Annotated in this window: 13 protein-coding genes; 5 read left to right on the top strand and 8 right to left on the bottom strand. The window is 48.1% G+C overall.

Going from position 1 to position 15,535, the window contains the following annotated elements; all coding sequences use genetic code 11:
- The first annotated feature begins 94 nt into the window (after nucleotides 1-94).
- The 4 genes from nagZ (at nucleotide 95) to GI364_RS01335 (ending at nucleotide 4,668) form a co-directional block, all read left to right on the top strand.
- Nucleotides 95-1,675 (top strand): beta-N-acetylhexosaminidase, encoded by a 1,581-nt coding sequence (gene nagZ, locus GI364_RS01320; RefSeq protein ID WP_198851947.1) that lies wholly within the window; start codon nucleotides 95-97, stop codon nucleotides 1,673-1,675.
- A gap of 77 nt (nucleotides 1,676-1,752) precedes the next feature.
- Nucleotides 1,753-1,935: a hypothetical protein gene (locus GI364_RS01325; protein WP_198851948.1), complete on the top strand. Its 183-nt coding sequence runs from the start codon at nucleotides 1,753-1,755 to the stop codon at nucleotides 1,933-1,935.
- A complete protein-coding gene (locus GI364_RS01330; RefSeq protein WP_198851949.1) occupies nucleotides 1,928-3,307 on the top strand; it encodes an amidase in 1,380 nt (459 codons plus the stop codon). The genes GI364_RS01325 and GI364_RS01330 overlap by 8 nt, the downstream gene beginning before the upstream one ends.
- Nucleotides 3,308-3,633: 326 nt before the next feature.
- On the top strand, nucleotides 3,634-4,668 hold the full coding sequence (locus GI364_RS01335; protein ID WP_198851950.1) for an LCP family protein: 1,035 nt from the start codon (nucleotides 3,634-3,636) through the stop codon (nucleotides 4,666-4,668).
- A 388-nt stretch (nucleotides 4,669-5,056) separates the two neighbouring features.
- Here GI364_RS01335 and cysQ read toward each other — a convergent pair whose 3' ends face one another.
- The 8 genes from cysQ to sat all read right to left on the bottom strand — a co-directional run bounded on the left by cysQ (nucleotide 5,057) and on the right by sat (nucleotide 13,277).
- Nucleotides 5,057-5,878: a 3'(2'),5'-bisphosphate nucleotidase CysQ gene (cysQ, locus tag GI364_RS01340; RefSeq protein ID WP_198851951.1), complete on the bottom strand. Its 822-nt coding sequence runs from the start codon at nucleotides 5,876-5,878 to the stop codon at nucleotides 5,057-5,059.
- 19 nt (nucleotides 5,879-5,897) lie between these two features.
- Nucleotides 5,898-6,431: a dTDP-4-dehydrorhamnose 3,5-epimerase gene (gene rfbC / locus GI364_RS01345; RefSeq protein ID WP_198851952.1), complete on the bottom strand. Its 534-nt coding sequence runs from the start codon at nucleotides 6,429-6,431 to the stop codon at nucleotides 5,898-5,900.
- The gene (gene rfbD, locus GI364_RS01350; RefSeq protein WP_198851953.1) at nucleotides 6,428-7,294 is read right to left on the bottom strand and encodes a dTDP-4-dehydrorhamnose reductase; all 867 of its coding nucleotides are present in this window, start codon (nucleotides 7,292-7,294) and stop codon (nucleotides 6,428-6,430) included. Before rfbD ends, rfbC begins: the two co-directional genes overlap by 4 nt.
- Complete coding sequence (rfbB, locus tag GI364_RS01355; RefSeq protein WP_198851954.1) at nucleotides 7,291-8,313, bottom strand: dTDP-glucose 4,6-dehydratase; 1,023 nt, start codon at nucleotides 8,311-8,313, stop codon at nucleotides 7,291-7,293. Before rfbB ends, rfbD begins: the two co-directional genes overlap by 4 nt.
- A 62-nt stretch (nucleotides 8,314-8,375) precedes the next feature.
- Entirely contained in the window at nucleotides 8,376-9,443 is a 1,068-nt protein-coding gene (locus tag GI364_RS01360) for a glucose-1-phosphate thymidylyltransferase (protein WP_198851955.1), read from the bottom strand.
- 52 nt (nucleotides 9,444-9,495) lie between these two features.
- Nucleotides 9,496-10,125 carry an adenylyl-sulfate kinase gene (gene cysC, locus GI364_RS01365; protein WP_233096126.1) on the bottom strand — a complete coding sequence of 210 codons (630 nt, stop codon included), beginning with the start codon at nucleotides 10,123-10,125 and terminating at the stop codon, nucleotides 9,496-9,498.
- Nucleotides 10,126-10,134: 9 nt separating this feature from the next.
- Entirely contained in the window at nucleotides 10,135-11,919 is a 1,785-nt protein-coding gene (locus GI364_RS01370) for an SLC13 family permease (RefSeq protein ID WP_198851957.1), read from the bottom strand.
- A gap of 206 nt (nucleotides 11,920-12,125) precedes the next feature.
- On the bottom strand, nucleotides 12,126-13,277 hold the full coding sequence (gene sat / locus GI364_RS01375; protein WP_370541821.1) for a sulfate adenylyltransferase: 1,152 nt from the start codon (nucleotides 13,275-13,277) through the stop codon (nucleotides 12,126-12,128).
- A 306-nt stretch (nucleotides 13,278-13,583) separates the two neighbouring features.
- On the opposite strand from sat, the gene GI364_RS01380 reads away from it, so the two are divergent.
- Nucleotides 13,584-14,870 (top strand): IS110 family RNA-guided transposase, encoded by a 1,287-nt coding sequence (locus tag GI364_RS01380; protein WP_198853802.1) that lies wholly within the window; start codon nucleotides 13,584-13,586, stop codon nucleotides 14,868-14,870.
- Nucleotides 14,871-15,535: the final 665 nt, after the last annotated feature.

Consider the following 15,535-nt stretch of genomic DNA (forward strand, 5'->3'; position numbering starts at 1 on the left):
GTGTGAACAAAGGTCCAAAGGTCCGCTGCAGGATGCCGCTGCAGGTTCAGGTTTTGGTCTCGAGGCCAACTCCTGCTGAACAGGAGGAATGACGGTGACGGAAGCAGAGATTCGAGAACTTGTTGGGGAAATTATCATCGCAGGGTTTGAAGGTACAGAGGTAACACACCATGCACAACGCCTGATTAGACGCCACCAGGTAAAAAATATCATTCTTTTTAAGCGGAATGTTGAGTCTGCAGGGCAGTTAGCGGGGCTCAACGCCGCCCTCCAGAGCATCGCAAAAGATTCGGGACACGTTGGGCCGCTGATTATCTGTACAGACCAGGAAAATGGGATTGTCCGTCGTGTTGCTCCCGGCCTCCCGGGTCTTCCAGGGAACATGGCGATTGGTGCCACCGGGAATGTCCGGAATGCCTATGAGACGGGGACTCTGACAGCGAAACAGCTTCTTTCAGTGGGAGTAAACATGGATTTGGCACCCGTCCTCGATGTGAACAACAACCCTGAGAACCCGGTTATTGGAGTACGCTCGTACGGAGAGAATCCAGACTTGGTTGCGGACTTTGGCACAGCCATGATTCGGGGGCTTCAAGAATGGGGTGTGATTGCCTGTGGCAAGCACTTCCCAGGCCATGGGGACACCTCCGTAGATTCGCATCTTGCGCTGCCAGAAATCGCACACGACCGGAAGCGACTGCAGGAGGTCGAGCTGAAGCCATTTCTAAAGGCGATGGAGTTTGGTGTGGATGTTGTCATGACAGCGCATATTGTGTTCTCGTCGATTGAGCAAGAGAAGATTCCCGCTACATTGTCGAAGGCGGTACTCACAGACTTTTTGCGATCAGAACTGAAATATGAAGGGGTTATCACGACCGATTGTCTCGAAATGAATGCCATCTCCGAGACGGTGGGCGTTGCAGAGGGTGCCGTACAGGCACTGCTGGCTGGTGCTGATTGGTTGATGATCTCGCATCGCCTGGACCGTCAGGAAGCGGCTATTGAGGCCATTGTCAAATCGGTCCTGGATGGGCGAGTTCCTGAAACACGTCTAGCCGAAGCTGCAAATCGGGTCCGAAATCTGAGGCGAAATCGAGTTGCAGACGTACACCATTCCGGTGTAGAAAACGGTCCGTCCGTTCCAGCAAAGGGCCTGCTCGACGAATCCAACGAACTACAGAGGAGACTATGTGCTGAAGCTGCCACTGTTGTGGTGAACAGTCGAGGGTTGGTCCCTCTAGACCACGGTGAGGTGAAGGTCATCGACCTGTTCATCGACAGCGGTGTAACTCGCATGTCCGCATCAGACAATACTTCGTCGTCTCAATTTGTAGTCAGTGCATTACAAGAGACGTTTCCAAAGGCTTCTCTCAGAGTACACAACATTGCTGAAGGTGTGACACCTTCTTTGGCAAGGGAGCTTGCGAACACATCATTAATCGTGGCCGGTATCAGCGGAAGGCGCAACGAAGACTACCTGCAGTTTGTCAACGAGATTGGACGCAATGGGCAACCCGTTGTAGCGTTGGCGCTTCAGAGTCCCTACGTTCTGAAGGACTTGTCCGACGTTCCAACCCAGGTGGCGATTTACGAATACACAGAATGGATGGTTCAAGCAGGCATCAATGCCCTTGTCGGCAGAGGTGGTACAGGGCAGTTGCCTATCACACTGTAGTCAGTTCCATTGTTTCTCCAGATGCAGCCTTTCCAGCAGGCTTCCTCACTGAAATGGTTACAAGGAGTTGATTCATCATGAACTCGATGATACGAATGTTGCTGTCTAGCAAAGGCCTGTACATTTCCGAAGAGGATGACGAGGAACTCGCGAAGGAGTGGGCAGCACTCAACACGCTGCGGCGTGGATTCGAGAAGACCATTGCCGGAGAAGATGACATTGTACTGAAGTACGTCCCGGGGGTGAGCACGTTTGACTGAGGAACTGGCAATGCTGTCTATCAACAGACTTGCTTTGTTGCTGCAATCGCGTCAAGTCTCACCTGTCGAAGTGACAAACTCGGTTCTTAGGCGCATTGAAAAGTACAATGAGGAACTGCACGCATACATTCAGATTTACAGCACTGACGCACTCCAATCTGCGCAGAAGGCAGAACACGAGATGATGCACGGTGGCTATCGCGGGAAACTGCATGGTGTACCTACCGCCATTAAAGACAACATTTATTTCAAAAATCATCTTACGACCATGGGATCAAAAATCCATGCTCACTACATACCGGATTATGACGCCACAGTTGTGACACGGCTTGCAAAGGCGGGGGCCGTCTTCGTCGGTAAGTTGAACATGGACGAATACGCACTTGGCGGTAAGACCGATAATCCGTACTTTGGTACCTGCCGAAACCCTTGGGATAAGAGTCGAAGTCCAGGTGGTTCAAGCGGCGGCGCAGCAGTTGCAATGGCAGCCCATCTGGCCATTGCAACACTGGGAACGGATACATCTGGATCGATTCGGATTCCGGCATCGGCTTGTGGTATTGTCGGCCTGAAACCAACCTTTGGACGCGTCAGCAAACGAGGCTGTTTTCCAGAAGCATGGAGCCTTGACACTGTTGGGCCGCTGACGAAAACCGTCCACGACGCTGCGGCACTACTGGAAGTGATTGCTGGCTTCGATGAGCAGGACCCCTCGTCCGTCAATGTTCCGTCCCAGCACTACACCAAGTTCTTATCAGAGGACATCGAGGGCATGGTGATGGGTGTGAACGAAGCATTCTACTTCAAAGATGTGGATAGTACTGTCGCTGACCTCATCTGGCAACTCATCCGAACCCTCGAAAAAAGAGGCGCGAAAGTCGCTCCGGTGGAACTCCCCAGTTTGAAATTTGCTGAATTCGCGTTGACCATAACAGATATCTGCGAGACTAGTACGGTACATCACGAAAACCTGAAACGTCGTCCACAAGACTTTGCTCCAGAAATTCGTCAACTGCTCGAGTTGGGGGAGATTCCCTCAGCCGTCGATTACTTGCAGGCGCAACAACTGCGGCGGCGGATTGAACAAGACTTTACAGATGCATTCCGTAAGGCGGATGTACTCATTGGACCGACTCTACCGGGGATTGCAAGCAAAATCGGGGAATCCTCCGGTGACTTAAGCCGACTCGTCGGGCCCGCCAACTTGGTTGGCCTGCCGTCGCTCACCGTACCCTGTGGGTTCAATCAGGGAATGCCCGTTGGCGCGCAAATTATAGGCCCTGCGTTCGGAGAAGGAAAGGTTCTAAAGATGGGATATGCAGTTGAGTCCACCAATCCTCTCGGCGGCAAACAGCCAGATTTACATAGATAGGAAGAGTTGTTCAGTCTGAAGTTGTTAAAGTCTGCGCAAAAATAGGTCCAATTTGTGCCGAAGATATATCCAGCACTCGTTTGATAGTTAGGTAAATGCTATTAGCGCTCTCTAAACAAAACATACAAATTGTTAATATGTCGTCTTCCCCGAGCCATCGCCCGCTAAGCAGCCATTTGTTGCATGGTTCCAGATTGGTCCCGAAACTCCTCCGGTACTTGTATAAACCCTTGTCACACGCCAACAAGAAACGGTAGAATCAGCGAAAGGAACTAATATAAAAATAGCTTGCAGCAATACAAAGCCGCAATGGTAAGGGGAATCCTATGGACAGGAAGAATAACAGAAACAAGTGGTGGAGCAAGAAACGCAATATTAACATATTTACTGTAATTGGACTCGTCCTCGTGGCTGGAATAGGCTTTGGCTATTATCAATATGGCCAATTGCAGCCACAACACGTCTTTAACAACGTACCGGCTATTGGCACTCCACAGCAGACAACGAATACCACCACAAGCTCAGCCAACGCTGTATCCACACCTCCGCCACGTACTACACCCGGAACCTTTAATATGCTCTTGATTGGCACTGATACGCGACCTGGCCATAAACTTGGCCACTCGGACTCCATGATTCTGGTCCACGTCGACCTTAACACCCATCAATACAACCTCTTGAGCATACCACGGGATGCGAGAGTGAAATTCGCGCCTTACGGCTATACCAAACTGACCAGCGTGCAGTATATGGACGAAGCTAAATACGGCACCAAGAAAGGTATTATCGACACCGTCAAAGAAATCTCCCAATTGACAGGCGTCCCGATTAACTATTACGCAGAAACCGACTACTGGGGACTGCAGGACATGGTGAATGTAATTGGCGGTATCCAAATAAACCTGCCTTTTAAAGTCACGTTGACGCACGCATGGTATTCCCAGGATGAAGGAAAAACATTTTCCAAGGGGCCACATTTTCTCAACGGCCGATTGACCACGGAAATTGTGCACGAGCGTTATTCCGTACCCGGTACGGACTACGGACGTCAGAGACTCCAGGAGTCCGCGTTGGTTGGTATCGCCAAGGAACTTGTGAAGCCCAAAAACATCTCCAAAGTACCCCAAGAACTCAAGACCCTCCCCAAATACCTCATTGCCACAAACCTGACAAAAGCGGATATGATGAGTATCTTTTTTGGCGCAAAAGGGGATTTTCACCCCAACTCTCAGATTCACTATCACCAGGTCAAAGGAAAAGGTGCTTTTGTCTACAACGGCGTTTTGCAAGCGAAAGATGACGAAATCATTTTACAGCCAGGCCAGTTGAAGAACGCCGCGAAGAAGTATCTAGAGGGATAGAGATAAGGGGAGGAGTTTCCTTAACCTAAAGAGCTACCATTTACTCCGATTGAAAAGGCCTCAAAGCAAGGCTGTCCTTGTCCTAGGCCATGAGCCATTCGGTACATCGGTCTTGAACAGAGTCTTGAACTTCATGGGTGTAGACTTTGGCAGCTCTATTACAGTTGTGGAAAGTGATTCTCCGAGATGTAAATATTGAACCTCATTATGTCATTATTATGCACAATCCTATGGATGTCGTGGATTCCAACGTGAGGGCATGGAATCTGGAAGGCCAATGACATGTACAAGGCCTATCTTCGGGACTATGGGCCTTTAATTCGGGAGCGAAGAAAGAGAAAGAATCATACGTCGTCGCCCTTCCAAGATAAAGATTGAATCACAATTTCTAGACTTCAAACCCCTTCTGTTTGGCAATGAACCAAGGATTCAACAAATCAGACTTGTTGTATCTCAGTGTTTCATTCGATTCAGGATGACGGACGGTTCCCCCAGACTGCTCCACAATGGCATGTCCCGCGCAGGTATCCCACTCCATGGTCGGTGCAAATCGGGGATAGACTTCGGCCTGACCCTCGGCAACAAGACAGAGCTTCAAGGAACTTCCTGCCGAGTCCATCTCAACGTCCCCATATTTCTCCCTAACTTTGGCCACATATTCTTCTGTCTCCGGAGACATGTGAGATCGACTCGCTACCACATTCATTTTCCCATCTTGTCTTTTATAAGGAAGTTTTACAGATTTCTTGTCAAGTACTGTAGCATCCGTGATAGCCTCTTTGGCATTCTCTAACTTGAAAGAGCCTACGTCTGCTTTGGCGTAATAAAGCACATCCAACACAGGCGCGTATATCACACCCAAAACCGGACGGCCCATATGAACCAAAGCAATGTTAACGGTGAACTCTCCGTTGCGCTTAATGAACTCTTTTGTCCCATCTAACGGATCGACAACCCACAGATACTCCCAGCCCTTTCTCTCGTCATAAGAAATTGATTTCCCCTCTTCACTCAAGACAGGGATGTCAACGTCTAAAGCTGCGAGCCCCCGAATAATGGTGTTGTGTGATTTCTTGTCTGCCAGCGTTAAAGGGGAGCTATCTTCCTTATGTTCCACTTGAAAATCATCTGAATGATATACAGACAGAATCTCGTTCCCTGCTTCAACAGCCACGCGCAGGATGTCCATTATATTAATTTGATTGAGCATACAGTTAGCCTCCTAGTGACTAAATGTCTCTTAGTCTCTGGCTCCTCTTGTCCTTCTCCGACAGAATGACATTAGACGTGGGCCAATCAATGGAAAGGTCCGGGTCGTCCCAAGCAATTCCTCCATCGTGGGCAGCGGAGTAGAACTGGTCCACCTTATACATTACGTGGGTATTTGGTACGAGTGTGCAGAAACCGTGGGCGAACCCTTTCGGAATCAAGAGTTGTCGGTGGTTATCTGCTGTCAGAATGACTCCGGTCCACTGTCCGAACGTGGGGGATTCCCCTCGTATATCCACGGCCACATCATAGATGGCCCCAATGGGCACCCTCACAAGTTTGGTCTGTGCCATCGGCTCCTCTTGATAATGAAGACCGCGCAGTGTGCCGCTGTCTGCCGAAAGTGAATGGTTGTCCTGTACAAAGTCATACTCAATTCCATTTGCGGCAAAGGTGTTGCTATTGTAGCTTTCCGTGAAAAAACCGCGGTTGTCCCCGTGAACTGCAGGCTCAAGGATGAGTACCCCGTCTAACTTCGTGGTAATAACCTTCATTTGGTTCCCTCCAAATCTTCGTAGTGACTCCAATCGCCGAGAAAGTCGCGGAGTGCATCTTGCCATGGCTGCAGCAGATGAAACCCATTTTCGCGAAGTGCATCATGCGCAAGTACAGAGTAAGCAGGCCGCGGAGCCGGTCTTGAAAACTCCTCTGTCGTGCAGGGTTCAACCTCCACTTGAATCCCAGCTTGCCGAAAAATCTCCCGGCTAAAGTCATACCAAGAGCAAACTCCTGTGTTGGAGGCGTGATAAGTGCCGAAGCGATTCGATGCTACAAGCTCTAACAACAGCTTAGCCAGATCCGCGGTGGAGGTGGGGCTTCCAAATTGATCGTTCACAACCTTAAGTGGTTTGCCTTGTTTACCAAGCTTCAACAGGGTCTTCACAAAGTTGTTTCCATGAACACCGAAAACCCACGAAGTACGCACGATAAAATGGCTGTCCGTTATTTCGCGAACATAGTCTTCACCAGCCAGCTTGCTTTGGCCGTAGACGCTCTGCGGGTTCACTTTCGAGTCCTCTGTATACGGCGTGGAGGCCTGTCCGTCAAAGACATAGTCCGTGCTTATTGCACAGAGTTTCGCCCCTACCTCAGCAGCGGCTGCCGCTACGTTTTGAGACCCCTGTGCATTGACTACAAAAGCTTGATGCTTATCCTCTTCAGCTCTATCCACGGCCGTATAGGCGGCGGTGTGGATAACGACATCGGGTTCCATCTCTCGTATGATTTTTCTCACGGTGTCTGCGTCTGTAATATCCAATTGGTCTCTTCCGAATCCAAACGTGTCGTGGTAATGAGAGAATAGAGACACAACATCCCGTCCGAGTTGGCCTCTCGCTCCTGTTACAAGCGCCTTCACAACCTGTCACCCAACCTTGACGAATACTGCTTCTCATAATACTCGCGATAATCTCCGCTGCGCACTCGTTCCCACCAGCTTCGATTGTCCAGATACCACTGTATGGTTTGAGCAATCCCCGTATCGAAACTATATTGTGGCTCCCATCCGAGCTCACTTCGGAGTTTGGTTGCATCAATCGCGTACCGTTTGTCATGGCCCAACCTATCCTCTACGAAGCGAATCAAGCTTTCCGGTTTATTGAGGTAGTTGAGTATGGTCTTCACAATCTCAATGTTTGTTCGCTCATTATTGCCGCCAATGTTATAGACTTCTCCGTCTCGTCCTTGGTGAAGAACCAAATCAATCCCGGCACAGTGGTCTTCAACATGGAGCCAGTCTCGAACATTGAGACCATCACCATAGACCGGGAGGGGCTGTCCTTCCAGCGCATTCAAAATCATCAGCGGAATCAATTTCTCGGGAAACTGATAGGGGCCATAGTTGTTAGAACACCGCGTAATGTTGACAGGCAGTCCGTACGTTTCATGATAGGCTCTCACCAACAAGTCAGAGCTCGCCTTACTCGCCGAGTATGGGCTGTTTGAGGCCAGCGGGGAGTTCTCGCTGAAAGTCCCAGTGTCTCCCAAGCTTCCGTACACCTCATCCGTGGAAACGTGCACAAATTTACCTACGCCGTGTTGACGGGCAGCTTCCAACAGAACCTGAGTACCCATGACATTCGTCTTCAGAAAGGCACCCGGGTCCAAAATACTTCTATCTACATGAGATTCAGCGGCAAAGTGAACTATCGCATCTACCCGCTGACTAAACAGTTGGCTCACTTGCTCTGAGTCAGTGATATCTACCTTTATAAAGCTGTAGTTGGCTAGGCTGTCAATGTCCTTAAAATTTTCTAAGTTGCCAGCATACGTCAATGAATCCACGTTGACCAATTCATAGTCTGGATACTTTCGACTCATATACTGAATAAAATTACTGCCAATAAATCCGGCACCGCCAGTTACAACAATCCTCATTAGATTCACTCCATCAACCATGTGTTACACCATGGCATTAGTTCAAATACAGTAATTTTTAATTATAGGATCTCTACACTGCTGTTGTCACCGAGGACGAAATTAAGCGCTTTGGGTTTCTGTTTGCCACGATTAAGGCGGACATTTTTCCCAATCAAACTACTGTCGATACGAGTCGAAATGTCCACTATCTGTGTCCCTTCAAGGATGATGCTATTCTCAACTTCACTGTTTTCAATCGTGACCTCTCTACTGACGGAAGTAAAGGGGCCAATGTAGGCGTTCTGTATTTTTGCACCTGACGCAATGATGACTGGACCCCGGATGACGCTCCGACTAATTTGAGCACTTTCCTCCACAACAACTCGACCTGAGATGGAAGACGACTCATCAACCGTTCCGTGAATGCTTCCCTCAACATACTCCAGCATCATGCGGTTCGCCTCTAGCACGTCCTCAGGCTTTCCCGTGTCTTTCCACCAGCCGTCAATAATGTGTGAATCGACCTGATAATCATGCTCTATAAGATACTGTATTGCGTCGGTAATCTCCAATTCATTTCTCCAGGAGGGTTTAATCTGATTGACAGCGTGGAAAATGGAGGAGTCGAAAAGATAAACACCCACTAAAGCCAAATCACTTTGAGGCACCTTGGGTTTTTCAACCAACCGTAGAATCCGATCACCATCCAGCTCTGCGACACCAAAACGTTGGGGATCTGGAACTCTACTGAGCAAAATTAGCGAGTTTGCTTTTGAAGACCGGAACTTACCCACAAATTCTGTTACACCATCTCGAACCAGGTTGTCCCCAAGGTACATTAGAAAGGATTCATTCCCAATGAAATCCTGAGATATTTTTACGGCGTGGGCCAGTCCTCTGGGAGCGTCCTGCATAATATAAACAAAAGTAAGGCCCCATTCAGCCCCATCACCCAAGGCCCTCTCAACATCGGGTCCAGTTTCAGGATTCACGATAATCCCGATCTCTTTTATTCCAGCGTCCCGAATCGCCTCAATCGCATAGAATAGAATAGGTTTGTTGGCCACTGGAATAAGTTGCTTAGCCCCTGTATATGTGAGAGGACGTAGTCTGGAGCCTGTACCTCCGCTCAAAATAAGTGCCTTCATCGCTATACCTCCCGAGAAGTTAAATATGAATCTGAAATATCTAGCAAAGTGTTTAGTTGTACTCTAGTGATGCGTATTCCTTCTTGATATAGCCGACATCCTCCAGATAGCTGATAACCTGCTGGACCGATTCATCCAACGTTTGTTTGTCCGTCTCCACAACCAATTCTGGCGCCACCGGTTCTTCATAGGGAGCGTCAATCCCGGTAAACTGCTTGATCTCACCGAGACGCGCTTTTTTGTAAAGACCTTTAGGATCCCGTTTCTCACACTCCGCAAGGGAACACTTCACGTAGATCTCGATGAACTCATCTTCGTCAACGAGTTCGCGGACCAGATTTCTGTCTGCCTGGTATGGAGAAATAAATGCCGACAAGACGACAACTCCCGCATCAACAAATAGCTTGGATACTTCTCCGATACGTCGGATGTTCTCTTTCCGATCTTCAGGGCTGAACCCAAGATTTTTGTTTAATCCGTGACGCATGTTATCACCGTCTAGAATATACGTATTAATGCGGCGCATGTGAAGTTGTCTCTCAACTTCCACCGACACGGTAGATTTACCCGCTCCAGACAAACCTGTGAACCAAAGGATTGCACTCTTGTGCCCTTTCAACCTCTGCCTGTCACCCTTGTTTACCTTCGAATTATGCCATGTTATATTTTTTCCGCCCAAAATAAGTCCCCCTTATTGCTGCAACCAGATGAATTTATCAACTAAAATTGTAATAAGCATTACAATCAAGTTTAACGGAATACCGACCTTAAGGTAATCCTTGAATTTGTATCCGCCAGGCCCGTAAACAATGAGGTTTGTCTGGTATCCAATAGGTGTCGAAAAGCTGGCAGATGCCGCAATCGCGACAACTACTATAAATGCCATTGGATTCGCATGCATCTGGGCCGCAATTGCAAGGCCAATTGGCAGCATTATCACCGCAGCCGCATTGTTCGTGATAAATTCAGTGAACACATTTGTAATGAGGTATACAATAGCTAGAACCGCAAGCACTCCTATAGGTTTCCCTAAGTTCACGAGTCCATTGGCTACCCAAGCGGCTGCTCCACTCCTAACAATGGCTGCGCCCACACCAAACGCACTAGATATTAGCAGTAAGACACTGAACTGCACCTTGTTTTTGGCTTCTTCGGGGGAAATGGCTTTCGTAGCCAGCAACACAACGACTCCCCCTAAAATTGCTTTAAATAAGGTCAACACATGAGTCGCTACAAATACAATCATGAGAACCAAAACCATAATAGAGATCCAACCCTGTCTTTTATCTTCTGGCCAAGGCTGAACGCCGAGCGGTGTCGTAACGTAGAAGCTATTCGACTGCCGAACGCGATTGTAAAAATCCGGACCGGCTAGGAGAAGCAGCGTGTCTCCGGCGCGCAAGCGAATGTCACCAACCTTGGTCTCAATTCGCTCACCATTTCTATGCACAGCAATAACACCAGCATCAAACTGACTCCGAAACTGCGCATCCCTTATTCTCCTGTGCAACAGATTCGAGGATTGATGTGATACCACTACCTCAACCACTTGAGAGGTGCCGTTTTTCAAATCGTCCAGTGTCAATTCAGGGCCTGCTTCTATCCGCAGTCCCTTCATATGTTGAAGTTCGGCAATAGTCTCAATGAGTCCTGTGAAAATCAGCCGGTCTCCTGTTCTAATGAGAGTCGTTGAGCGAACTGGAGATATTTTTTCAGCGCCGCGGATGATTTCGATTAAAAATAGACCCTTTAAGTTGCGCAACCCTGCTTCGCGAATGGTTTTGTTATTGTGGGGAAAGGTATTTTCTACCACAATCTCCGATAGGTATTCCCGACTCTGCTCGGCTATCCGGTCTTCCATCACCTTGTGGTTCGGAAGCATCCTGGAGCCGAATACAATGAGATATATCAGTCCAACGATAAGTGCAGGAATCCCCACATATGCCAATTGAAAGAAGGTAAATTCTTTTAGCCCCAAGTTGTCAAGCATGCCATTAATGACTAAATTCGTTGAAGTCCCCATAAGCGTAATGGTTCCACCCAAAATAGTGGCATAGGACAGAGGAAGCAAAAATTTGGATGGAGATATGCCTCTATCTGCAGCCCACTTTTTTATGACTGGCGTCAATGTGACGACAATAGGTGTGTTATTTAAGAACCCCGATAGAATTGAGGTAGGAACTAACACCTTTAAAAGGACCCGTCTGTCAGACGACTTTTTCCTGAGTAGCGCGGAAACCATCTTGTCGGCGACTCCACTCTTCTCGACAGCACCAGCAACAATGAACAATAGTGCGATTGTCAGCATTCCTTTGTTAGAAAAACCTTGTAAAGCTTCGTCAACAGGCAGGGTACCCGATAAAATAAAAATAACCAATGTCATAAATACAATGATGTCCGGGCGTGCTATTTCCGTGACAATTGCCACCATCATCAAAGAGACAACCGTTAAAACAAAACCTATTTGCAGCGTCAACTAATTCAGCCCTTTGTCTCCCGTTCGAATGCATATAGGAAGTGAGGAGAACGAATATATAATACCTTCAGGTGCTCTAGTAAAATTCTTTAAAACGAACAAACTTCCTTCAACCGGACAAGTAAAAATTGAGACCTTTTGTTATCAGGTCTCAATTTTGTCAAAATCCATATTTTAAGTACTACGATAGATACTCGTCGATCCAGCTACACTTTCTGGACCTGAGTATAGTGCTCCATCAGCACCTCAACAACTTCTGGACGGCTAAACTCAGGCGGCGGTGCAACCCCATCGCTGAGCATTTGTCGCACCTTTGTACCAGACAGAATGACACGATATGCCTCACCATGCGGACATGTCTTTGTCGTGGCCATACCGAGACACTTCTTACAATAGAATGCATGTTCAAAGAACAGCGGTGTAATCCCGAGTTCCTCCGGTGTGAATTCGTCAAAAATCTTCTGAGCGTCATACGTGCCGTAATAGTTTCCTACACCAGCGTGGTCACGTCCGACGATAAAATGGGTACACCCGTAGTTCCGTCTCACTAACGCATGCATGATTGCTTCCCTTGGACCAGCGTATCGCATCGCAGCTTTATAGACTCCAAAGAATACCTTGTCTTGCGGGTAGTAATTCTCAAGTATTGCCTGATATGCCTTCAAGCGGACGTCTGCCGGAACGTCATCACTTTTCGTTGGGCCCACTAAGGGGTTGAGAAATAACCCGTCTACTGTTTCAAGTGCAGTCTTCTGAATATATTCGTGCGCTCTATGAATTGGATTTCGGGTTTGAAAACCTACTACTGTGTTCCAACCGAGCTCTTTGAACCGCTGCCTCGTATATTCCGGCGTAAAGAAATAGTCTGAGAACACATCCGTACGTTCGTCGGGGAAGACCTGAATCGGACCGCCCAGATATACAGAGCCCCGGTTAAACAGACGATGGACCCCTGGGTGCTTCAGGTCTGTAGTTTTGTATACCATCTTTGCTTCATGCTCCAGGTCTGGGCTGTAGATGCTTTCAACACGCATGATGGCTGCAACAACACCATCTTGTCGAACGAGGGATATTTCATCATTGATTTGAATCTCTTCGGCGACTTCTTCAAAGACAGGTAAAGCGACAGGAATCGACCAAACCTCGCCGTTCACGAGTCGCATTGTTTCAAGAACTGAATCATAGTTTGCTTCAGACATAAATCCCTGTAGAGGAGAAAATGCACCGATTCCAATTTGAAACAGATCCGATTCCGTCACTTCATCGACCGTCACTTGCTTCAGCTGTTTCGCGTACTGCGCTAATTCCCTTACATGACTTTCCTCTATCATCTTATTTACCAGACCTGCTTGTCCCACAACAACACCTCTTACCACAAGTTAAAATTGAGTACAGATTAAATGGTTGCCCCTAGTATAGCAATGAGTATCGCTAATCGTCGAATTTTATCGCATGTGAGAGATGTCTCGTGGAGACAAACCCTACATACTGGTTTACTGCTTCAAATGCACCCTGCTAGCGACGATTGTCAGATAAACTAGGAGCCATTCCTGTAATGAATTAATTTCGGGTTTGTAACAAAAAGAGCGCCTCCTGTATGCTGGGTTCCGAATGCAGACACATTCATTCCCTAATTGAGGAGGACGCTCAACGTGAAGTATAAGATCCAACAGAAGCAAAATCAACGAATTCAACAAATTACCGACACTACCATCATTGTGGGAGCCGACATTGCGAAGCAAACCCATGTGGCGAGAGCCATTGACTTCCGTGGAATTGAGCTCGGTAAAGAGTGTGTTTTTAACAATGACGATGAGGGCCTGACGAAACTCGTAACGTGGATGAAGGAGTTGCAACGGCTGCACGGCAAGACGGATGTCGTCTTTGGTGTTGAGCCGACCGGACACTACTGGTTTCCGTTAGGTGCCTTCATGCAAGACTTGAGTGTTCGATTCGTGCTAGTGAATCCGCACCACGTCAACAAGAGCAAAGAGTTGGAAGATAACTCGCCAACGAAGAACGACTACAAGGATGCCAAGGTTATTGCGAATCTCGTCAAGGACGGCAAGTACACCGAGCCTAAACTCCCAACAGGTATCTATGCGGATTTACGAATCCTCATGAACCTGAGAGAGAAGGTCGTGGTGAATCTGGGGCAAGTGCAAATGCGGATTCAGAACTGGCTCGACCGGTTCTTTCCGGAATACACCCAGGTGTTTAAGGACTGGGAAGGTAAGACGTCACTCATCACACTGCGTAAGTCTCCGTTTCCACAGGACCTCGTCTCACTCGGCGCCAGCGAGATTGTGGGTCAGTGGAAAAGGGGCGGTGTGAAGCGGGCTGTCGGTATGAAGCGAGCAACACGGCTTGTGAGTACCGCTAAAAAGTCTATTGGTCTGAAAGAGGGGCTTACGGCAGCTCGGTTGGAACTAATGGCTTTGCTAGAACAGTATGAGATGTTCACTCGGCAGCGTGATGAAATCATGGCTCAGGTGGAGCAACTGCTGAACCAGATTCCAGGCACTGAAGAGATGCTGAGCGTACCAGGGATGGGTGTCACCACACTTGCCGGATTCCTGGCTGAAGTGGGCGACCTACGGGGATACGACCATGGACAGCAGATTATCCGGCTCGCTGGACTGAATCTGAAAGAGAACAGTTCTGGCAAGAGGAAAGGGAAAACAGGAATCTCGAAGCGGGGTCGCTCCCGGCTCAGGGCACTACTCTTTCGAGCCATATTGCCGATGGTTGCCAAGAACGCCGAGTTCAAGGCGTTGCACGATTATTACACGACCCGAACGTGCAATCCCTTGAAGAAGAAACAGTCACTGATTGCGCTGTGTGGAAAACTCATTCGTGTTCTACACACATTGGGGACAAAGCAAGTTCAGTACAACGCTGAGGATTTACTGGGGCCACTTCGGAGGTCCCAACTACAGGTGGCAGCTTAACCGATTTGATTCAAACTCGTCAGTTCGATTTACTCGCTTGTACACGATGAATCGCCAAGACAAACAGAAGCACGGATAAGCCGTAGTATCTACACCATAAGGGCAACGACCCAGTAAAGGAGCAAGAAACGGCATCCACCCCTTGAGAGGTAGTACGAAGGAATGTGAGGGCATAGACCCAGTGTGACATGGGAGGGTAAACCGCAAGGGAACGTGTGGACATCCAAATGTGCGAACATAATTATGTACCATGTATTGGTAAAATAGCACCAATCTCTGTTCCTGCTACGGACTACCCGTTTGAAAATTGGCACATCTAGCATTCTGGTAATCTCTCTCAAATTGTCAAGGTGCGTAATCGTGAGAATAAGAGAGTAAATAGGAGAAAACATTAATTTATAGTGGGAGCGTGCCCAAGTAATCTTTGAAGCGTCTTCCAAGAAGGAATTCCCGGAGTTATACGAAATCCTCCTGTAGTGAGATCTACATTTCAGGCTTCGAATCCTTGGAGAGAAAGTTTAGTGACTTGGGCCCGCATCACCTCATGTTACTGCCACCGAATTTGAAGGGGTGGATGCCTAAAGCTCACTTGGCGCACTCTGTGAGTAATGTAGTGATTCATATCGGTATTTCGGCCATCACCGATCAGTACGAGAAGGAGTTAG

It is taken from the genome of Alicyclobacillus sp. SO9 (genome assembly GCF_016406125.1).
Lineage (GTDB): Bacteria > Bacillota > Bacilli > Alicyclobacillales > Alicyclobacillaceae > SO9.